The following is a 20,347-nucleotide window of genomic DNA, read 5'->3' as shown; positions in this document are numbered from 1 at the left end:
GACCCAGTCGACCGAACCGGCCGTTCCCGTCCCTGGCCGACCGACCGGCCGGCCCCGTCCCCGAAGGTTCCCACCGGGTGACTCATCCTGAAGATGCCGGATGAATCACCCCGATGGCGCCGGGTGGCCTCACCCCGGCGGCGTCCCCTCGTCTCCTCCACCCGGGGTGAGGACCTCCACACTCAGGAAGCCTCGATGATCCCCGCCGCGCGGGTGGTCCCGTCCGCCGGGTCGATCAGCAGGCAGGAGCCCGTCGTACGGGAGTGCGCGTAGGGATCGACCGCGAGGGGCTCGGTGGTGCGCAGCACGACACTCGCGATCTCGTTCACGGCGAGGCTGTCCGCGCCCGGGGCGCAGGTGAGCTCCCCGAGCGCGGCGGAGGGCACGATGTCCTCGACGACCGCCTGGACCGTCCTGGTGGTGTGCTTGACCAGCACCCGTTCCCCGACGCGCAGGGCGCGCTCGTGCAGGTGGCAGGTGGTCACCCGAAGCTCCCAGGTGAGGGCGGGCGCCGCGTCCTCCGGCACGATGAGGGAACCCCTTGAGACGTCGATGTCGTCACGCAGGCGCACGGCGACCGACTGCGGCGCCCACGCCGTGTCGACCGGCTCGCCGAGCACGTCGATCGCCTCCACCGTGGACGTCTGCCCGCCGGGGAGCACCGTGACCCGCTCGCCGACCCGCAGGACGCCGTTGGAGATCTGGCCGGCGTAGGCGCGGCGGCCGTTCGCCCGTATCACGTACTGGACGGGAAGCCGGGCGGGCGTCCCCGAGGGGTCGGTGCCCACCCGCACGGTCTCCAGGAGCTCCATGATGGTGGGCCCGGTGTGCCAGTCCATGTTCGGCGAGGGGGTGACGATGTTGTCGCCGGTGAGCGCGGAGATCGGGATCGCGGTCACCTCGCCGATCCCGAGGCCGGAGGCGTACCGGGTGAACTCCTCGGCGATCGCCGCGAACACCTCCTCGTCCCAGCCGACGAGATCCATCTTGTTCACGGCCAGCACGACGTGGGGCACCCGCAGGAGCCCGGCGACGGCGGCGTGCCGCCTGGTCTGCGAGGCGACGCCGTTGCGGGCGTCGACGACGATGAGCACCAGCTCCGCGGTCGAGGCGCCGGTGACCATGTTGCGGGTGTACTGCACGTGTCCCGGCGTGTCGGCGAGGATGAAGCGCCTGCGCGCGGTGGCGAAGTAGCGGTACGCGACGTCGATGGTGATTCCCTGCTCGCGCTCGGCGCGCAGGCCGTCCGTGAGCAGGGCGAGGTCGGCGGTCTCCCGTCCCTGCTTGCGCGAGGCGCTCTCCACCGCCTCCAGCTGGTCGGCGAGGATCGACTTGGAGTCGTACAGCAGCCGGCCCACGAGGGTGGACTTCCCGTCGTCCACGGATCCGGCGGTGGCGAAGCGAAGCAGTGTGGTGGTCATCAGAAGTACCCCTCCCGTTTGCGGTCCTCCATGGCGGCCTCGCTCAGCTTGTCGTCGGCGCGGGTGGCCCCTCGCTCGGTCAGCCGTGAGGAGCGGATCTCCTCGATGACCTCCTCCAGGGTGGCGGCGCCGGAGTCGACGGCGCCCGTGCACGACATGTCGCCGACCGTGCGGTACCGCACGAGACGCCGCTCCAGGCGTTCGTCCCTCCTCGGGCCGCCCCACGCGCCGGGGGCGAGCCACATGCCCCGGCGTGAGAAGACCTCGCGCTCGTGCGCGAAGTAGATCGGCGGCAGCTCGATGCCCTCGGAGAGGATGTACTGCCACACGTCCAGCTCGGTCCAGTTCGACAGCGGGAAGACGCGGACGTGCTCGCCGGGCGAGTGGCGGCCGTTGTAGAGGTTCCACAGCTCGGGCCGCTGCCGTCGCGGGTCCCAGCCGCCGAAGTCGTCGCGCAGCGAGAACACCCGCTCCTTGGCGCGGGCCTTCTCCTCGTCCCGCCGCCCGCCGCCGAAGACCGCGTCGAAGCGGTTCTTCTCGATGGCTTCGAGCAGCGGCACCGTCTGCAGTGGGTTGCGTGAGCCGTCGGGCCGTTCGGCCAGCTCACCCCGGTCGATGTAGTCCTGGACCGAGGCGACCTTCAGCCGCAGCCCGTACTCGGCGACGACGCGGTCCCGGTAGGCGATGACCTCGGGGAAGTTGTGGCCGGTGTCGACGTGCAGCAGCGGGAACGGCACCGGCGCGGGGGCGAACGCCTTGCGCGCCAGGTGGAGCATGACGATGGAGTCCTTGCCCCCGGAGAAGAGGATGACCGGCCGGTCGAACTCCCCGGCCGTCTCCCTGAAGATGTGGGCGGCCTCCGACTCCAGCGCGGCCAGGTGGGACAGCTGGTAGGTGTGGCCGACGGTCTCGTCGACGGCGATCGTTGTCATCGTGATGTCCTCTCTCCTGCGGCGGCCGCGACGGTCACGAGGGCGGCGGCTTCGACGTCCTCGAAGGTGCCGGTTCCGTTCGCGGTCTCGGCGGCTTCGACGGGCCGGGCGCCGTTGACGCCCGCAGCGCTTCCCGGGCTTCCCGGGCTTCCGGGGCTTCCCACGGTTCCGGTGTCCGCGGTTCCTTCGGCGGCGGACGGCGTGGCCCGCGGGCGGCCCTCCGCCACCCAGTTCGCGACCGCCCTGGCCAGCACGGTCCTGGAGCGCCGGAACTCCTCGGCGTCGAGGTGCTCGTCCGGTGTGTGGTCGAGCGCGGCGTCCCCCGCGCCGTAGGCGACCATGGGCACTCCCCGCCAGGTGGTGGCGAGGGTGTTCATGTCACTGCTCCCCTTCTTCGCGAGGAACCTCGGGGCCACGCCCTCCTCCCTGAAGGCGCGCGAGAACGCCTTCACGAGCGGGCTGGTACGGGAGGTGATCACTCCTGGTGTGGCGCGGAGCACCTGTACGGCGACCGGCCCCGCGACCCGGTGGACGAGGTCGACGAGGTGTTCCAGGTCCAGGGTCGGCGGGACCCGCACGTCGATGACGGCCTCGCCCACCTGGACGTCCCCGCCGTTCCTGGCGTGGATGCCGAGCACGGCCACCAGCGCCTGGGGGTCGGCCGCGCCGATCTCGTCGCGGAGCCGGCTCAGCACGTCCACCAGCCGGTCGGCGGCGGTGGTGACCCCCTGCCCCGCGGTGTGCCCGACGCTGTGGCCGACCCGCAGCCGCACCTTGCACAGGCCGTAGTAGCCGATGGTGAGGGCCTTCTCGCCGCTGGGCTCGCCCACGATCACCGCGTCCGCCGGGTAGTGGTCCCTGGCGTGGAAGGCCCCCGCCGAGGTGACCTCCTCCTCGACCGCGCCGATGACGCGCACCTGCGCCCAGCTCGGCACGTCCATCTCCGCGAGGGTCTCCAGGTAGGCGACGAGGCTCGCCTTGGCGTCGACGCAGCCCCTGCCGCTGATCGTGAGCCCGTCCCAGCGCACCGGCCACCGGTGCGGCACGGTGTCGAGGTGTCCGAGCATGAGCAGCCGCCGGTCGCCCGAGCCGCGGGTGGCCACGAGGTTGCCGGCCGCGTCGATCTCCGCGTGGACGCCGCGCTCGGCGCACCACTCCACCAGGTATTCGGCGAGCTCCCGCTCGTCGGCCGACACCGAGGAGATCTCCACGGTTCGCGACAGGAGCGACAGGTCGGGTGCGGGTGGCCGGACGCGCCAGAAGCGCGTCCCCGACGCGGGGGACAGGGTGTGCGGCCCGGTTATCGCGACGTCGGCGCTCCCGTCGAGGGCGATCTCCGCCGCGCGTACCTTCTGCCGCATCCTGCCGCGCGCGAACCGTTCCCCCTCGCCGCGTACCACGTCGACGAGGCGGCTCGCCCGGTCCTCGGGATCGCCGAGCAGGCCGGGTGTGCCGGTGACGAGGCGCAGGTGGTCGGCGTCGAGGGCGTTGGCCAGCTCGGCGGCGAGGACGTCGGCGTCGACGTTGAGCGCGGAACCGCCCGCGCCGTCGGCGACGGGCGGCGAGAGGCACACCACGTCGAACGCGTCGAGCAGCGCCTGGACGCGGTCCACGGCCACGTCGGTCACGGTGCCGGCCCGGTGGTCGCGGACCACCGTCGTCCTGCCGTCCACCACGGCCCGCAGCGGCCGGTTGGCCAGGGCGCTCACCAGTGCCCCGTCCCGCGCGACCGAGGTGAAGACGGTGAGTCCGCGCGCGGTGAGCGCGTCGCGCACGCGCGGCAGCGTCACCCGCTCGTACGCGTCCACGATGTGCGGCATCTCCTCGGGAGGGCAGTAGCGCACCGCGCTGTCGCCTCGCAGGCTCAGCGTCCTGACGGGACGGCCGATGTCGGCGTAGTGCCGCGCGATGCCGGCCGCGCCGCCCGCGACGAGGAGCACGCGGGCGCCACGGCGGCGCAGCAGGGCCACCTCGTCGAAGAGCGCGTCGTGGCCGAGACTCGCGCTCCCTATCTTGACTACGTAGAGTGCCGCCTTGCGCGTGCTGGCGACGTGTCCGAGTACGGACATCTTTCGCTCCTCCTCAGCTTTCCGGCCCTTCAGCCGATGTCTTCGACCGGTGCTTCCGTCCGATGCCTTCGGCCGACTCTTCGGTCGGCGCCTCCGGCCGACGTCTTCCGTCGACGTGTCCTGTCGGCGTCTTCCATCGGCGTGTCCTGTCGGCGTGCTCCGTCGGCGTTCGGCCGGCGCCTTCAGCCGATGCCGCGGGTGTTGCCTCCGTCGGCCACGAAAACCGTGCCCGTGACGTACGAGGCCTGGTCGCTGGCGAGCATGGCGGCCAGCGCGCCGAAATCCGCCACGTTCCCGATCCTGCCGAGGGGGATCCGCTCGGCGACGCGGGCGATCTCCGTCTCCACGTCCGCGCCGAACTGCTCGTCGAGGATGGGGGTGCGGTGGAAACCCGGGGCGAGGATGTTGACCGTGACCCCGTTCGCGCCGAGCGCGTGCACCAGGCCCTTCATGTAGCCGAGCAGGCCCAGCCGGGCCACCGACGACAACCCGCTCTCGGGGTGGGGCTGGCGCACGGACTCGGAGGCGATCATCAGCATGCGCCCCCAGCCGCCCTCCTTGACGAAGGGCAGCGCCGCGAGGGTGATGCTCACGTGCGGCAGGAGGTTCCCGTCGATCGCCGCGCGGTAGTCGGCGACCTGGAAGCTGTCGACGGGTCCGAACGGGACCCCGCCGGTGTTGGTCACCACGACGTCGAGGCCGCCGAACGTGTCCGCGGTCCGCCGCACCCATTCGGCGGCGGCCCGCTCGTCGCACAGGTCCACCGGGGTGCTGAGCACCTCGCCCGTTCCCATCGCGTTGACCTCGACGTGGGCGAGGGCGAGCCTCGCGGGGTCACGACCGCAGATCGAGACGTTCGCTCCCTCCGCAGCGAGGGCCTTGGCGACGGCCAGCCCGAGCCCGCTGCTCGAAGCCGCCACCAGTGCCACGCGCCCTTTAAGCCGAAGGTCCATGAGATGGCTCCCTAATTCTCGTGCCTACCTGGTCGGCAGGATCGGGTACCCGTAGCGGGTGAGCAGCGGCAAGGCGGGCGCGGTCGCGGCGGCGATCTCCCGTGCGGACAGCCTGGTGCGCCAGCGCTCGTCGGAACGGATCACCGTGTCGCCCTTGGACAGCCGGTCGGGGTTGCCGGTCACCGTGTGGTTCTCCCCGAGCGAGACCAGGCCGGTCTCGTCGACCGGCGGCTCTCCCGCCAGCCCGGCGAAGCTCATGACCCGCGCCAGGACCTCTCGCGGCCGGGCGCAGAGGTCCTCGTGCACGACCCTCAGGTAGCGGTCGGGGGCGGCCGCTCCGACGAGTTCGGAGGCGGTGTTGAACGCGCTCCAGTACCCGCTGCTGCGGGCGGGGCTCATCGGGTCGATGTAGTCCTTGGCGTTCTTGTAGGAGAAGGCCGTCGCGCGGGGGTCTCGCACCATGTGCAGCACCCGGACGTCCAGGTCCGCGCGTCCCAGCAGCGCGGCGGCCTCGGCGGGATACTTCGAGCCGTCCACGATCAGGCGCTCGCCGCCTCGCTCCGCCAGCGTCCGGTAGATGGAGGCGGTGCGTCCGAGCGCCTCCTCGACCCCGGGCGCCGTCCTCGCCTTCCCCCTCGCCTCGGCGAGGCGGTCGCGGGTGTGGCGGGTACGCAGCAGGGAGCGCTGCAGGATCGTCATCCGGCGCGCGGCGCCGATCCCCGCCACATCGCCGTCCCCGAGGACCGGGGACCAGACGTCGCACGCGGTGAGGTCCCTGCCGCAGCCGCAGGTGGAGTTCGTCCCGGCGTTCAGCACGCCGTTCTGCCACAGGTAGTGCAGCTCGCCGGCGTGCAGGACGCCGGGAAGCTCGCCGAGGACGTTGCCGAGCAGGGTGCTGCCGCTGCGCATCCACCCGGTGATGTACAGGATCCGCGGGTCACCCACGGCGACCACCCCACGAGAGCGTGATCAGGTGCTGCGGCAGGTGCACGGCGAGGCCGACGCGGCTGCTCGCCTCGACGAGGTCGGCGCCGTCGCTCCCGGCGCCGCGTCGCAGCGTGATGGAGGAGACGCCCGGCAGCAGCAGGGTGAACGCGGCGCGGAAGTCTCCCATGAGCAGGGTGTCCTTCGGGATCATGCGTGTCCTCGACACGGTGATCCCGGCGACGGCGAGGCGGGCGAGCATGCCCGTCCGCACCATCTCCCAGTAGACGGCGGGGTGGGCGACGATGCCGTCGCACGAGCCCCCGGTCTCCTCCACCTCGGCGGCGGTCTGGGTGACCGCCTCCTCAAGGGCGAGGTCGGTCTCACGGTGGCGGGTGCCCGGCAGCCGGAGCAGCCCGGTGATCGCGCCGTCGCCGGTGCCGTGCAGCAGCGCCTCGTTCTCCGCCACCGACAGCCGGACGAGCACGCGGTAGTCGACGTACGGGGCGAGCAGGGCGGGCTTGTCGAGGATTCCCTCGGGGAGCGGAACGGAGACGGTGAGGTCGGTGAGCCGCGCCTCCTCCAGCCTCGGCGCGAAGGCCGCCTCGGGGGTGGCGGCGTAGGAGACGCCCGACTCGCTCACCGCTCCCCGAGGGGGCTCGTAGACGTAGGGCGCCGGGTCGCCGGCCACGGGCGCGGTCTTCAGCAGGTGGCGTACCGGATAGCGGGGACGGGAGGCGAAGAGCGGGAACGACGCGGGCAGGTGCGTGCCGAAGGACACCACCAGGTCCTCGCGCTCGTCGGTGTCGGCACGGTCGCGGGCCACGCCCACGGCCGCCGCGAACTCCTCGCCGGGGGTGCGCGCCACGGTTCCGAGGTCGAATTCAAGATCGGATGGAGCCGGGTGGGCACCGTTGCCGTTGACGGCAGGACTCTCTGCGATTCCTCGCATTACCCCTCCTTCTGGAGCTGTTCCGGAGACGCCCTGCGTCGGTGCTCCGGACGTTCGCCTGGTGTGCCGGCGATGAGGAAAAAGCCGGAAATAATCATCACTAGCGAGCTTAATCATCCGACATGGACATTTTCGGCCCCTAGCCAAGAAGCGATGCTTATGAGGTAATAGCCCGATAGTTATGAGATCGTCCTATAAGCGAGCACATTCATTCCGAACAAAAGCGCTTATTAGATGTTTTATGCGGAATCGGGTTACGGTTTATGCGAGAAATAACTCACATCAACCGACAGGGATGAGCCCATGCAGAAAGTTCTGAACGGTCCGGAGTGCCCCGAGTGCTCGGCCGAGGTGCCGATCGACGGGGACGCCCGGGTGAGCGAGATCGTCGAGTGCCTGGACTGCCGGAGCGAGCTGGAGATCGCCTCCGTCCAGCCGCCGACGCTCATGCTCGCACCGGACGTCGAAGAAGACTGGGGCGAGTGACACAGGGAGCTGTGCCGTGGATTCCGTAGCACCCCACCTCGCCGTCCTCGCCTCGCGAGTGCGGTTCGAGGAGAAGAACATCATGGCCGCGCTCGAACGGCGCGGCGCCAGGTTCGAACATCTGGATCCCAGGTCGCTGTTCGTCGCGAACGGCTCCCCCTGGAGCGGACCGAACCTCGTCCTCAACCGCGAGGTCGGGCACTTCCGCGCCCTGTACGCGGCGAGCGCCCTGGAGTCGGCGGGGGTGACGGTGCTCAACAGCGCCGCCGCCACGCATCTCAGCGGCGACAAGTGGCACACGTCGGCGGCCCTGCTGAAAAGCGGGCTGCCGACGCCCAGGACCGCGCTGGCGATGACGTCGGAGGCGGCGCTGGAGGCCCTGGACACGATCGGCTACCCGGCCGTGATCAAGCCACTCGTCGGCTCCTGGGGCCGGCTGGTGACCAGGGTCACCGACCGCGCCGTGGCGACGGCCGTGCTCGAACACGTCGCCGCACTGCCCTCGCCGCAGTCGCACGTGATCTACCTGCAGGAACAGGTGCCCAAGGCCGACCGCGACATCCGCGTGCTCGTCGTGGGCGGCGAGGCGCTCGGCGCGACCTACCGCAAGGGAGAGGAGTGGCGTACCAACGTGGCGAGGGGCGCGGTGAGCGAGTACTGCCCGCTCGGCCCCGACCACGTCAAGCTCGCGGTCGCCGCCGCGGAGGCGGTCGGCGCCGACATCGCGGGCGTCGACCTCATCGAGGACATGGACGGGCACCTCACCGTGCTCGAAGTCAACGACCGGGTGGAGTTCCGGGGCTTCCAGCAGGCCCACGGCTCCAGGGTCGACGTGGCGGACGCCATCGCGGCCCATCTCATCGCGAGGGGGGAGACATGACACGCGTCGCGGTCGTCGGGGCCGCCGGCTACATCGGCGGCGAGCTCCTGCGCATCCTGACCACCCATCCGAAGGTCGAGCTGGCCGCCGCCACCTCGCGGCGCCTGCAAGGCCGCCAGATCGACGGCGTCCACCCGAACCTGAGGGGAAGGACCCGGCTCACCTTCTGCCCCGAGGACCGGCTCGACCACTACGACGTGCTGTTCCTCGCCACCCCGCATCGGGAGACGATGCGCCGGATGCCGGAGTTCCTCGACATGGCCGACACGGTCATCGACCTGTCCGGCGACTTCCGGCTGCGGTCCACCGACACCTACGAGAGCTACTACGGGCTCCCGCACGAGGCCACCGACCTGCTCGGCACCTTCGTGCCCGGCATACCGGAGTTCCACCGGGACCGCCTGCGGACGGCCGACCGGATCAGCGTGCCCGGCTGCATGGCGAACGCCGGGATCCTCGCGCTCACCCCGCTGGCCGAGGCCGGGCTGATCAGGGACGAGATAACGGTCGACGCCAGGACCGGTTCCAGCGGTGCCGGCGCGACCGCGGGCTCGGAGAACCTGCACGCCGAACGCAGTGGCGCGCTCAGGGTCTTCGCCCCGACGCGACACCGGCACGAGGCGGAGATCTCCCAGGCGACCGGGCTCCCGGTCCGGATGACCGCGACCGGAGTGGAGGCCGTACGAGGAGTGCAGCTGGTCTGCAGGGCACGCCTCGCCGACGGCGTCACCGAGCGCGACATCCGCTCCGCCTACCGGGGACGCTACGGCGACGAGCCGTTCGTCCGGGTGGTCGCCCAGCGGCGCGGCCTGCACCGGTTCCCCGACGCGAAGATCCTGTCCGGTTCCAACTTCTGCGACGTCGGCTTCGCCCTGGACCCGGGGGCGTCCGACGTGACGGTGATCGCGGCCCTGGACAACCTGGTCAAGGGCGGTTCCGGGAACGCGGTGCAGTGCATGAACATCCGGCTCGGCCTGCCCGAGCCCCTCGGGCTCGACTTCACCGGCCTGCATCCGAACTGACCGAGGCGAAAGGAGTAGACATGAGCGGCATCTCCACCCTGCCGGGTGCGATCCGAGCCGGGCAGAAGGCCGATCCGGCCGCGATGACCGGCCGGATCAGGGAACACATCGTGAACATGTGCGCGAGTCCCGAGGGCGGGCACCTGGGGGGTTCCATGTCCCTCGTCGAGGTCCTCGCCACCCTGTACTTCCGGATCATGCGAATCGACCCCCGGGATCCGGGCTCGCCCGACCGCGACATGCTGCTGCTGAGCAAGGGGCACGCGGGCATCGCCCTGTACGCGACCCTCTGCGAGGCCGGCTTCTTCCCCTCAGAGCGGCTCACCGACTACGCGCGGCCGGGCAGCGCCTTCATGGCCCACCCCCACGCCGAGGTCCCCGGTGTGGAGATGCCGTCCGGCTCCCTCGGTCACGGCCTCGCGCTGGGGGTCGGGGTGGCGCTCGCGGCCAGGCTCGACGGCTCCGACCGCCGGTGCTTCGTGGTCATGGGCGACGGCGAGCTCCAGGAGGGCTCGGTCTGGGAGGCGGCGAGCGTGGCCGCGAGCCACGGGCTGGAGAACCTCACCGCCGTGGTCGACCGCAACCGCCTCCAGATCACCGGCGCGACGGATTTCGTCAACAACCTGGAACCCCTCGCCGACCGGTGGCGGGCCTTCGGCTGGCACGTCAGGGAGGCGGACGGCCACGACGTCGCCGCGCTGACCGAGGCGCTCACCGCGCCGCCCGAGCCGGGACGTCCCACCCTGATCATCGCCCACACCGTCAAAGGCAAGGGCCTGCCCTTCATCGAGGGCCAGGCACGCAGCCACTACGCCAAGCTGGGCGACCGCCAGCACCGCCGCGCGCTCTCCGCCCTGCGTGCCACCCCGGAAGGAGAACGGCGATGACCGCCACCACCCTCAAGACGCGCTCGTCCCGCGAGGTCTACCGCGACGTGCTCGTGGAACTCATGCCGGACGACGAGCGGCTGGTCTGCCTGGACAGCGACACCGGCCTGTTCGGCGGGGTCGACTTCGGCGAGGCGGCCGACAGGTACCTCAACCTGGGCATCGCCGAGCACACCCTCATGGGCGCCGCCGCCGGGCTCGCCAAGGAAGGACGCGTGCCCGTCGTGAACACGATGGCGGCGTTCGCCTCCACCCGGGCGCTGGAGGCCGTCAAGGTCGACATTGCGCTCAACAACCTGCCCGTCCGCATCGCCGCGACCCACTCCGGAGTGTCGGGCGGCCATCTCGGCCCCACCCACCACTCGCTGGAGGACCTGGCCGTGATGCGGAACCTGCCGAACATGACCGTCGTCGTCCCCGCGGACGAGGCCACCACGGACGAGCTGTTCCGCCAGGCCCTCGCCCTGCCGGGTCCCGTCTACTTCCGGCTGGGCCGCAACGCCACCCCCGACCTCCCGGAAGGGCCGCCCGTGCGAATCGGGCAGGCCCAGATCCTGCGGGAGGGCGGCGACGTCACGCTCGCCGCCTGCGGCCCGTACCCGGTGCTCGCCGCCCTCGACGCCGCGGACCTGCTGGAGCGGGACGGCATCGCGGCGTCGGTGATCCACGTACACACGGTCAAGCCGCTGGACACGGCGACGCTCGCCGCCGCGGCGGGCGCGACCGGCGTCGTGGTCACGGTCGAGGAGCACTGGCGCGCCGGCGGCTTCGGCGCCGCGGTCGCCGAGAACCTCTCGGAGATCCTGCCGGTCAGGGTGTGCCGGGTGGCGATGCCCGACGCGTTCGTCCCGGTCGCCGGGAGCCAGAAGTACCTCCTGGAGCGGGGCGGCATCACGCCCCAGGCCGTGGCCGCGCGGGCCAGGACCGCCCTGGGCAGAACGAGGAGGAGCCGATGAAGGAGGACTTCCGGCGCTCGGGCCAGTGGCGCGACGAGACCGTCCTCGACGACCTCCGGCGTTCCGTCGCGAACCACCCGGACAAGCCTGCGCTCGTCTGCTACCGGGACGGCGCCGCGGAGACGGTGACCTACGCCGAGCTCGCCCGGCGCGTCGACCGCCTCGCGGCGAGCCTGGTGCGGCTGGGCGTGGGACGCGGTGACGTGGTGACCCTGCAGCTGCCCAACTCCTGGCAGCTCGTCGCGTCGATCCTCGCGTGCGCGCGGATCGGCGCCGTGGCGGGCCCGGTCGTCCCCATCATGCGCAGGCGCGAGGTCGAGTTCATGACCCGGCTCACCGAGAGCCCGGTCTACATCGCGGCGACGGAGTTCCGCGGCTTCTCGTACGCGGACATGAGCGCCGAGGTCGCCCGCGCCGTCCCGAGCCTGCGCCACCGGGTGCTGCTCGGCGGCGGTGCCGGCAGCGGCGAGGGCGACGGCGGTAGGGGCGGGGCGCTGGACTTCGACCGCGACCTCCTCGGCCCCGAGCCCACCGCCGAGGAGATCGAGGCCCTCGACGCCCTCGAAGCCGGCCCGGACGACCCCGCCCAGGTCGTGTTCACCTCGGGCACGACCGGTGAGCCGAAAGGCGTCGTGCACAGCCACAACACCCTGTACTCGATGAACAGGGCACAGGCCGACGTGCTTCACCTCACCGGCGACGAGGTGACGGCGATGGGGTCCCCCACGACCCACCAGGCCGGTTACACCTGGAACTTCCTCATGCCGCTCATCCTCGGCGCGACGGCCGTGCAGGTGGACGCGTGGGACCCGGCCGTGATGCTGCGGATCCTGGAGGAGCGGAGGGTCACGTTCTTCATGGGCGCGCCCACGTTCCTCTCCGACCTCATCGAGGCGCAGCGCACCGGTCCGAGGGACCTGTCGGCGCTGCTCACGTTCGCCACCGGCAGCGCGCCGATCGCGCCGCTCCTGGTGGAGGACGCGCGGGAGGTCCTCGGCTGCCGGGTGTACGCCCTGTGGGGCATGAGCGAGAACGGCTGCGTGACGATCACCCGTCCCGAGGACCCGCCGATGCGCGCGGCCGAGAGCGACGGCACCCCCGTACCGGGGATGGAGGTCCGGATCGTCGGCCGAGGGGGCGAGCCGGTGGCCGCGGGACAGCCCGGCCTGCTCCAGGTCCGCGGCGCCGCCCAGTGCCTCGGCTACTTCCGCCGCCCCGAGGTGTACGCCGAGTCGCTCACCGAGGACGGCTGGTTCGACACCGGGGACCTGGCCCGCGAGGACGGCTACGGAGGCATCCGGATCACCGGCCGGGTCAAGGACGTCATCATGCGCGGCGCGGAGAACATCCCCGTCGTGGAGGTGGAGGCGGCCCTGCTGCGGCACCCCTCCGTCAAGGACGTCGCGGTCGTCGGCTACCCGGACCGGCGGCTGGGCGAGCGCGCCTGCGCGATCCTCGTCACGGCGGACTCCTCGGCGGCCTCCCCGCTCACCCTCGACGACATGCGCGGCCACCTCTCCGGCCTCGGCATGGCCAAGCAGTACTGGCCCGAGCGGCTGGAGATCGTGCCGTCGCTGCCGAGAACCCCCTCCGGGAAGATCCAGAAATTCGCCTTGCGCGACCGGCTCCGGGCTTAGGACACCACATGGACTTCGAATTCACCAGTGATCAGCAGGCGCTCGCCAAGCGGGTGCGGGAGTTCGCGGCCGACAGGATCGCCCCGTACCGCCGGGAGAGCGACGTGCGACGCGAATACCGTCCGGGGCTCCTCGCCGAGTTGGGCGAGGAGGGTCTGTTCGCGCTCCGGATGCCCGAGGAGTACGGAGGGCTCGGGCTCGACGCGACGAGCGCGGGCATCGCCCTTGAGGAACTGGCGGCGGCGGACCTGTCCGTCTGCTATCCCGTGCTCAACGCCGCCCTCATCGGCGGTGTCCTCGCGGCGAACTGCGCTCCGGAGCAGCTGGCGGGCTGGCTGCCGCCGATCTCCCGCGGTGAGTCGATCGTCGCGCTCTGCCTCACCGAGCCCGGCCACGGCACCGACGCCGCGGGCATCGAGATGCGCGCCGAGCCCGACGGCGACGGATGGGTGCTGAACGGCGAGAAGACCTCCATCATGATCGCCGCCTACGCCACGCACGGCCTCGTCTTCGCGCGTACGGGGGAGGCCGGAGCGCACGGCATCACCGCCTTCTACATCCGGCTCGACCAGGCCGGGGTGAACCGCGAGACCCTCCCCGACCTCGGCTGCCGGTCCGGCGGGCGCGGCAGGTTCGTCTTCGACGGCGTCCGCGTCGGCCCCGAGGACGTGGTCGGGCAGCCGGGACTCGGCTTCGCGGCGGTCATGCGCGGGTTCGGCGTCTCGCGGGCGTACATCTCGCTGATGGCGCTCGGGGTCGCCAAGGCCGCGCTCGACGAGGCCATCGCCCACGCGGGCGCCAGGGAGGCGTTCGGCCGGCCCATCGGCACCTTCCAGGCGGTCGCCTTCCCCCTGGTCGAGCACGCGACCATGCTGCACGCGGCGCGGCTGGTGTCCTTCGAGGCGCTGTGGCGCGCCGACAACGGCATGGACCCGCGGATCCCCTCCAACATGGCCAAGTGGTGGGCGCCGAAGGCGGCGATGGAGGCCGTCCACCAGTCCCTGCTGACCATGGGCCACCTCGGCTGGGCCGAGGACGGGCCGATCGCGCAGCGGCTCAGGGACGTCATCGGCCTCCAGCTCGCGGACGGCACCGCGGCGGCCACCAAGCTCGTCGTCGCGAGGAAGCTCCTCGGCCGGGAGAACGCGCCGTGACTCCCGGACGACACGACCGGTGGGGGCGGCCGGACCGCCCCCACCGGCATGATCGCGGGCGTCGCGGCGGGCCGGTGTCGTCCCACGGCTCCCGAGACGTGTTCCCGCTCCCGGCCCACGCCCGAGGTGACGCCACCTGACCCGGACATGCCTGACCTGCACGCGAGGTGACACCGCCTGACCCGGACGTGTCCCCCTGCCCCCGCGCGAAGTGACGCCGTCGGAGTCGGACGCGAGGTGACATCGGCGGACTCGGACATGCCTGACCTGCACGCGAAGTGATGCCGCCTGACCTGGGCGTATCGCCTTTCCCGGCCCACGCGCGAGGTGACGCGCCGGACGTACCCGGCAGGGGACCACGTGGTCCGCGCGGCTCAGCCGCTCTCGCTGTGGACCCGCTTCGTCTCGCGGTAGGTGCGCATCTTGGACCGCGTCCCGCACACCGCCATCGAGCACCAGCGGCTGCCCTTGTTTCGCGACCGGTCGTAGAAGATCCACTCGCATCGGTGCTCGCCGCACGCCTTGAGACGCTGCCAGGAGCCGTCGGCGACGGCGCCGGCGACGGCCGCGAGCACCCTGGCCAGGGCTCCGCGCACATCGGTGAGCGCGGGCCGCAGGCCGAGCTCCCCCGTCTCCCCTTCGAACCCCACGACGAGCGGGCAGTCACGCGCGATGTGCTCGATCGTGCGGCGGGCCTGGAGGTCGGGGGGGCCGCCGTTGTTCTCCCGCAGGAGCGCGCGCAACGCCTCCCGCAGGGTCACGGCGTCGCGGCGGTCGAGCTCGCCCGGCTCCACCCTCGGGTCACCGAGGCCGTTGCGCTCCAGCCAGATGGTGAGACCCTCCACGGTGGCCAGATAGTCAGGCCCGAACTCCACGTTCACGCTGTTGACGAACGCCTGCACCAGTGCGAGCGGGCCCGGTGCCACGGCCCTGTCTCCCGGTTGTCGCTTCATCCTGACAATTTTACTATTGAACTACCTTTGCCGGTAGTGCGCTACCGATGATTTAACGGCGATCCGACAGGACGCACGAAGCAGGATCCCCTCCTTTCCTCAACATGCGACGTTCGCATCCCGAAAAGGAGCTCTTATCACACCCCCGTTGCCCTACTCCTGTTACCGCCTTAGCGTAATTGCTGGTAACCGAGAAACGGCCAACCGCGAGTTCCGGAGCGCGAAGGGAAACGACGTGACAACCGAGGTCCACCCCGCCCGCATCGGCGGCAGGCAGATCACCGGCGACACGCGTCTCCCTGGAACGTCCCGAGGCCTCGGCACGGAAAGGACTCTCAGCGATGCGGTTCGATGACATCTGGATCTCCGGCACGGGCGGCACGCTCGGCGACCGGGTGCCCATAACCCGGGCCGTCGAGGACGGCTCGTACTCGGCCGAGGTCGCCGAGAGCACCGGAATGATCTCCGTCGCCCAGTCCTCGCAGGCTCCCCCCGAGATGGCCGTGACCGCCGGCAGGCAGGCGCTCAAGGAGGCCGCCGCCCACGGGACGGAGATCGGCCCCGACACCCTCTACCTGCACAGCCACAGCCACTTCCAGGGCATCGACATGTGGCCCGCGGCCTGCTGGATCGGCGGGGAGCTGCTGGGCACCCGGATGGCCGGGATGCCGATGACCGTCTCCGCGGCGTCGAACGGCTCCCTCGCCTGCCTGGAGATCGCGGCGAGCATGCTGGCGGGACGCCCCGAGCTCCCCTCCGCCCTCATCACTGTCGCGGACCGCTTCGCCCCTCCCACCGACCGCTGGTACCTCTCCCCCGGCATGGTCTTCGGTGACGGCGCCGTCTCGGCGGTGGTCACCCGGGGCCGTGGCCGGCTGAGGCTGCTGTCCTGCGCCTCGCAGACCGACACCGCCCTCGAAGGACTCTCGCGCGGCGACGAGCCGTTCCGTACGGCTCCCGAACCGCACCCCGACATGAGGCGCAGGACCCGGGAGTTCCTGACGCGCGGCGAGCTGTCGCTGCGCGACGTCCGCGCGAGGTCGGCGGCCGGGACCGCCGGCGTCGTCTCCACGGCACTGGCCGACGCCGGCCTGTCCATGGACGAGATCGACTGGCTCGTCACACCGTTCGTCGGGCGGACCCTGTTCAGGGAGAGCTTCGTACGACCCCTGAAGAGCATTCCCGGCAACACCCTGGCCGAACTCGGGCTCACGATCGGGCACCTCGGTCCCGCCGACCAGCTCTACGGCCTGCACCACCTGTTGAACGAGGACCTGCTGGAGCCGGGAGCACGGGTGCTCCTCATCGGCACCGGAATGGGATTCACCTTCTCCGCGGCGGTTCTCGCGGCGGACAACGCCTGACCACTCCACCGGAAGGAACCCCGCAATGACCATCACCCACACCCCCGACGTGCTGCCCTCCCTCATCGACTCCCTCGACTCCCGCGTCACCCCGGTCGACCGGCTCTTCTCGCCCGCGGCGCTGCGGGAGGAGATCCCGGTCTCCTCCACCGCCAGGGAGACCGTCCTCGGCGGCCGGTACGGGGTCACCCAGGTGCTGAACGGCGAGGACGACCGGCTCGTCGTGGTCGCCGGCCCGTGCTCCATCCACGACCCCTGCGCCGCCCTGACCTACGCCGAGCGGCTCTCCGAGCTCGCGCGGCAGGTGTCAGGCTCGCTCGTGGTCGTCATGCGGGTCTACATGGAGAAACCGCGGACCCGCCTCGGCTGGAAGGGTCTCATCAGCGACCCCCACCTCGACGGTTCGCACGACCTCAACAGCGGGCTGCGCCTGGCGCGAGGGCTGATGCTGGACATCCTGGAGACCGGCCTGCCGATCGGCTGCGAGTTCCTCGACCCGCTCACCCCCCGCTACTTCGCCGACGCCGTGTCCTGGGGCTCGATCGGTGCCCGCACCGTCCAGAGCCAGGTGCACCGGCAGCTCACCAGCGGGCTCAGCATGCCCGTCGGCATCAAGAACGCGACGAGCGGCCACGTGGAGGACGCGGTCGACGCCATCGTCGCCGCCTCGAAGGGACACGTGTTCCCGGGCATCGACGACGACGGCGTCGTCTCGATCGTCTCCACCAGCGGAAACCCCGACTGCCACGTCGTCCTGCGCGGCGGCAGCACGGCCCCCAACTACAGCCCCTCCGACGTGGCCGGCGCCCTCGCACTGCTGAAGAAGGCGGGCCTGCCCCAGCGCCTCTTCATCGACGCCAGCCACGGCAACAGCGGCAAGGACCACATGCGGCAGCCCCTCGTCGCCGCGGACATCGCGCACCGTATCGCCGGCGGGGAGACCGGCATCGCCGGGATCATGCTGGAGAGCTTCCTCGCCGCGGGCCGGCAGGACCTGATCCTGGGCCGGACGGACGCCCTCGCGTACGGGCAGAGCGTGACCGACGCCTGCGTGGACTGGGACCAGACCACCCGCATGATCCACGGACTCGCCGAGGCCGTCGAGGCCGGGCGTGCCCTGCGGCGGGCCGGTGCCGAGGGCATCTCCTCGCAGGTCGAGCTCGCCCTCCCCACCCCGCTGCCGGCTCTCGCCTGAGACCTCCGACCCGCTATTTCGAGAGGAACGATTCTCATGGAAACGACCAACTCGTCGCTTCCCCTAGCCCGTCCCGCCGGTGACGGCCCGCCCGGAGTTCCGCACCGGCACTCCATCCCGGTCCCGGAGAAGGCCCTGCCACACCGGGAGACGTTCGCGGTCGCGGCCCTGGCGGGCCTGCTCCACCGCTACACCGCCGAGACCGACCTGCTGATCGGGCGGGCGGGGCGGGGTCCCGCCGAGACCGTCCGGGTGCGGGTGTCCGGCGACACGACCGCAGCGGAGCTGCTGGCCGCGATCGCGGCCGGCACCGCGGAGCCCGCCACCGGCGAGCCCTGCCACGCCGTCGTCTCCACCGGCGACGCCCTCGCGAACGGCGCCCCCGCGGGTGACGTCTCCGCGAACGGCCTCTCCGCCGGTGCCGTCTCCGCGAACGGTGAGCAGCCGGGGCCGCGCGCCGCGCTGACCGTGTTCACCCGGGACGCCGACGGCCTCGACCTCGTGATGTCGCGGGCGGAGTTCGACGCGGACGCCGCCGCCCAGTACGCGCTGCACCTGGGACGGGTCCTCGACGCCCTCGCCGCCGACCCGGCCGTCACGCTGCGGGACATCCCCCTGCTCACCGAGGAGGAGTCCCGGCGCATCCTCGTCGACTGGAACCAGACCGACGAGCCCGTACCCGCCCTCTTCTTCCACGAGGTCGTCGCGGACATCGCGCGCCGGACGCCCGACACGGTCGCGGTGGCCTGGCCCGGTGGCCGGCTCACCTTCCGCGAGCTCGACGACCAGGCCAACCAGCTCGCCCACCGGCTCGCCGCACAGGGGGTCCGCCCCCGCGACCGGGTCGGGGTCTGCTTCCCACGCGGCGCCGAGAGCCTGATCGCGCAGCTCGCCTGCTTCAAGACGGCGGCGGCGGCGATCCTGCTGGACCCCGAGTTCCCCGACGACCGCGTCCGCTTCATGATCGAGGACGCCTCGGCCGTGGTGGTGCTCACCATGAGGGCCCACGAGTTCAAGGTGTCGGGGATCTGCCCGGTGCTCTCGCTCGACGGCACCGACTGGCGCGACGAGCCCACCACCCCCGTCAGCGAGCCGGTGAAGGCATCAGACCTCATCCACATCTGCTACACCTCCGGCTCCACGGGCGTGCCCAAGGCCGTGATGGTGCCGCACGGCGCGGCCCGCAACCTCATCTACAGCATGCGCGTGATCTGCGGTATCACCGAGGAGTCCCGAGGGACGTGGCTGGCGGCGCCCGGCTACGGCATGGTGGAGGTCGAGTGCTTCTCGGTCCTGGCCGCGGGCGCCACGGTCCACATCCCCGAGCCGTCGGTCGTGACCTCGCCCGAGTGGCTGCGCGACTGGCTCGTCTCCGAGCGGATCACCCACACCCTGCTCATGAAGGCGATGGCCGAACGGCTGTGGACGCTTCACTGGCCCGCCGAGACCGAGCTGGTCAACATCAGGATCTGCGGCGAGCGCGTGCAGTCGTGGCCCTCCGCCGACCTTCCCTTCCACGTGTTCAACCTGTACGGCTCCGCGGAGGCGACGGTGGTGGCCACGTGCGACATCACCCAGCTCGGCGTGGACCTCGGTGAGGAGGGACGCGCCCACCGCCTGCCCCCGATCGGGCGGCCGACGCCCAACGTCAAGGCGTACGTGCTCGGTGAGAACCTCGAGGTCCTCCCGCCGGGAGTCGTCGGTGAAATCTTCGTGGCCGGAGAGAGCCTGTCGGAGGGATATCTGGGCCGGCCGGAGGCCACCGCGGAGAAGTGGCTCGCCAACCCGATGGACCCGGTCCGCCACCCGGTGCTGTACCGGACGGGCGACGTGGCGCGCTACTGGACCGACGGGAGCATCGAGATCGTCGGCCGTACCGACAACCAGATCAAGGTCCGCGGCAACCGGGTGCACCTCGGCGAGATCGAGGCCGTCCTGGCCGCACAGCCGGGTGTCGGCCAGGCGGCGGTGCTGGCCAGGAAGGACGGTCAGGGAGACGTCCAGCTGGTCGCCTACATCGAGCCGCGCCCCGGGCCCGTCCCCGAGGTGCGGGACCTTCGAGCGGCGCTGCGCCAGACGCTTCCCTCGTTCATGGTGCCGGCGGCGTACGTGGTCGGCGGCCTCCCGACGACGACGAACGGCAAGATCGACCGGACCGCGCTCCCCGAGCCGCCCCGGTCCCGCCCGGACGTCGGCAGCCCCTACCAGGAGCCGCGCAACGACATCGAGCGGACCCTGCAGCAGATCTGGGCGAAGACGCTGGAGCTCGAAGGCATCGGCATCCTCGACAACTTCTTCGAGCTGGGCGGTGACTCCCTGCGCGCGGCCCGCCTGACCGACCGGATCCGCGAGGCCTTCGACGTCGACGCCGACATCGACGACCTGTTCGACGAGGCGAGCATCGAGCGGATGGCCTGCACCATCGCGGCGGCGCAGAAGGGCTGACCCCTGATTTTCATGGAACGGCGCCGACGAAGCCGCCGACTTCCGTGAAACTGCACCGCTGAAAAAGGACCGGCCCCGGCATTTGCCGGGGCCGGTCCTCGTGTCTAGGCCCCCGGA

Annotated in this window: 17 protein-coding genes; 10 read left to right on the top strand and 7 right to left on the bottom strand. The window is 71.5% G+C overall.

The window, feature by feature from the left end; all coding sequences use genetic code 11:
- Window positions 1-182 precede the first annotated feature (182 nt).
- From AB0B96_RS23585 to AB0B96_RS23560, 6 genes are all read right to left on the bottom strand, one after another.
- Entirely contained in the window at window positions 183-1,421 is a 1,239-nt protein-coding gene (locus AB0B96_RS23585; RefSeq protein ID WP_350945189.1) for a GTP-binding protein, read from the bottom strand.
- Window positions 1,421-2,353: a sulfate adenylyltransferase subunit CysD gene (gene cysD / locus AB0B96_RS23580; protein ID WP_350945188.1), complete on the bottom strand. Its 933-nt coding sequence runs from the start codon at window positions 2,351-2,353 to the stop codon at window positions 1,421-1,423. The genes AB0B96_RS23585 and cysD overlap by 1 nt, the downstream gene beginning before the upstream one ends.
- A complete protein-coding gene (locus AB0B96_RS23575) occupies window positions 2,350-4,422 on the bottom strand; it encodes a M20/M25/M40 family metallo-hydrolase (protein WP_362901820.1) in 2,073 nt (690 codons plus the stop codon). The genes cysD and AB0B96_RS23575 overlap by 4 nt, the downstream gene beginning before the upstream one ends.
- A gap of 182 nt (window positions 4,423-4,604) precedes the next feature.
- The gene (locus tag AB0B96_RS23570) at window positions 4,605-5,375 is read right to left on the bottom strand and encodes an SDR family oxidoreductase (RefSeq protein ID WP_350945186.1); all 771 of its coding nucleotides are present in this window, start codon (window positions 5,373-5,375) and stop codon (window positions 4,605-4,607) included.
- A gap of 24 nt (window positions 5,376-5,399) precedes the next feature.
- The gene (locus AB0B96_RS23565; protein ID WP_362901817.1) at window positions 5,400-6,320 is read right to left on the bottom strand and encodes a sulfotransferase; all 921 of its coding nucleotides are present in this window, start codon (window positions 6,318-6,320) and stop codon (window positions 5,400-5,402) included.
- The gene (locus tag AB0B96_RS23560; protein WP_362901815.1) at window positions 6,313-7,251 is read right to left on the bottom strand and encodes a family 3 encapsulin nanocompartment shell protein; all 939 of its coding nucleotides are present in this window, start codon (window positions 7,249-7,251) and stop codon (window positions 6,313-6,315) included. Before AB0B96_RS23560 ends, AB0B96_RS23565 begins: the two co-directional genes overlap by 8 nt.
- Window positions 7,252-7,554: 303 nt before the next feature.
- Between AB0B96_RS23560 and AB0B96_RS23555 the strand changes: the two genes are divergently transcribed.
- The 7 genes from AB0B96_RS23555 to AB0B96_RS23525 are packed head-to-tail and all read left to right on the top strand — an operon-like array spanning window position 7,555 to window position 14,273.
- Window positions 7,555-7,737 carry a lysine biosynthesis protein LysW gene (locus tag AB0B96_RS23555; RefSeq protein ID WP_350945183.1) on the top strand — a complete coding sequence of 61 codons (183 nt, stop codon included), beginning with the start codon at window positions 7,555-7,557 and terminating at the stop codon, window positions 7,735-7,737.
- A gap of 16 nt (window positions 7,738-7,753) precedes the next feature.
- Complete coding sequence (locus tag AB0B96_RS23550; protein ID WP_350945182.1) at window positions 7,754-8,617, top strand: RimK family alpha-L-glutamate ligase; 864 nt, start codon at window positions 7,754-7,756, stop codon at window positions 8,615-8,617.
- A complete protein-coding gene (gene argC, locus AB0B96_RS23545) occupies window positions 8,614-9,639 on the top strand; it encodes an N-acetyl-gamma-glutamyl-phosphate reductase (RefSeq protein ID WP_350945181.1) in 1,026 nt (341 codons plus the stop codon). Before AB0B96_RS23550 ends, argC begins: the two co-directional genes overlap by 4 nt.
- Window positions 9,640-9,659: 20 nt before the next feature.
- Entirely contained in the window at window positions 9,660-10,526 is an 867-nt protein-coding gene (locus tag AB0B96_RS23540; protein WP_362901812.1) for a transketolase, read from the top strand.
- The gene (locus AB0B96_RS23535) at window positions 10,523-11,482 is read left to right on the top strand and encodes a transketolase C-terminal domain-containing protein (RefSeq protein WP_362901810.1); all 960 of its coding nucleotides are present in this window, start codon (window positions 10,523-10,525) and stop codon (window positions 11,480-11,482) included. Before AB0B96_RS23540 ends, AB0B96_RS23535 begins: the two co-directional genes overlap by 4 nt.
- On the top strand, window positions 11,479-13,119 hold the full coding sequence (locus AB0B96_RS23530) for an AMP-binding protein (protein ID WP_362901808.1): 1,641 nt from the start codon (window positions 11,479-11,481) through the stop codon (window positions 13,117-13,119). Before AB0B96_RS23535 ends, AB0B96_RS23530 begins: the two co-directional genes overlap by 4 nt.
- An 8-nt stretch (window positions 13,120-13,127) precedes the next feature.
- Window positions 13,128-14,273, top strand: coding sequence for an acyl-CoA dehydrogenase family protein (locus AB0B96_RS23525; protein ID WP_362901806.1), 1,146 nt, complete (start codon window positions 13,128-13,130; stop codon window positions 14,271-14,273).
- A gap of 374 nt (window positions 14,274-14,647) precedes the next feature.
- Here AB0B96_RS23525 and AB0B96_RS23520 read toward each other — a convergent pair whose 3' ends face one another.
- Window positions 14,648-15,226 (bottom strand): CGNR zinc finger domain-containing protein, encoded by a 579-nt coding sequence (locus AB0B96_RS23520; RefSeq protein ID WP_350945176.1) that lies wholly within the window; start codon window positions 15,224-15,226, stop codon window positions 14,648-14,650.
- Between the two features lie 341 nt (window positions 15,227-15,567).
- Between AB0B96_RS23520 and AB0B96_RS23515 the strand changes: the two genes are divergently transcribed.
- From AB0B96_RS23515 to AB0B96_RS23505, 3 genes are read left to right on the top strand one after another with little or no spacing between them, the layout of a single operon-like run.
- Window positions 15,568-16,590 (top strand): ketoacyl-ACP synthase III family protein, encoded by a 1,023-nt coding sequence (locus AB0B96_RS23515; protein ID WP_362901803.1) that lies wholly within the window; start codon window positions 15,568-15,570, stop codon window positions 16,588-16,590.
- Window positions 16,591-16,615: 25 nt separating this feature from the next.
- Window positions 16,616-17,785 (top strand): 3-deoxy-7-phosphoheptulonate synthase, encoded by a 1,170-nt coding sequence (locus tag AB0B96_RS23510; RefSeq protein WP_362901801.1) that lies wholly within the window; start codon window positions 16,616-16,618, stop codon window positions 17,783-17,785.
- Window positions 17,786-17,821: 36 nt separating this feature from the next.
- Entirely contained in the window at window positions 17,822-20,230 is a 2,409-nt protein-coding gene (locus AB0B96_RS23505) for an amino acid adenylation domain-containing protein (RefSeq protein WP_350945173.1), read from the top strand.
- Window positions 20,231-20,347: the final 117 nt, after the last annotated feature.

Source organism: Streptosporangium sp. NPDC049046 (assembly GCF_040649155.1).
GTDB lineage: Bacteria > Actinomycetota > Actinomycetes > Streptosporangiales > Streptosporangiaceae > Streptosporangium.
Note: the sequence above shows the minus strand (reverse complement) of the source record. Positions and strands in the feature narration are given on the sequence as shown.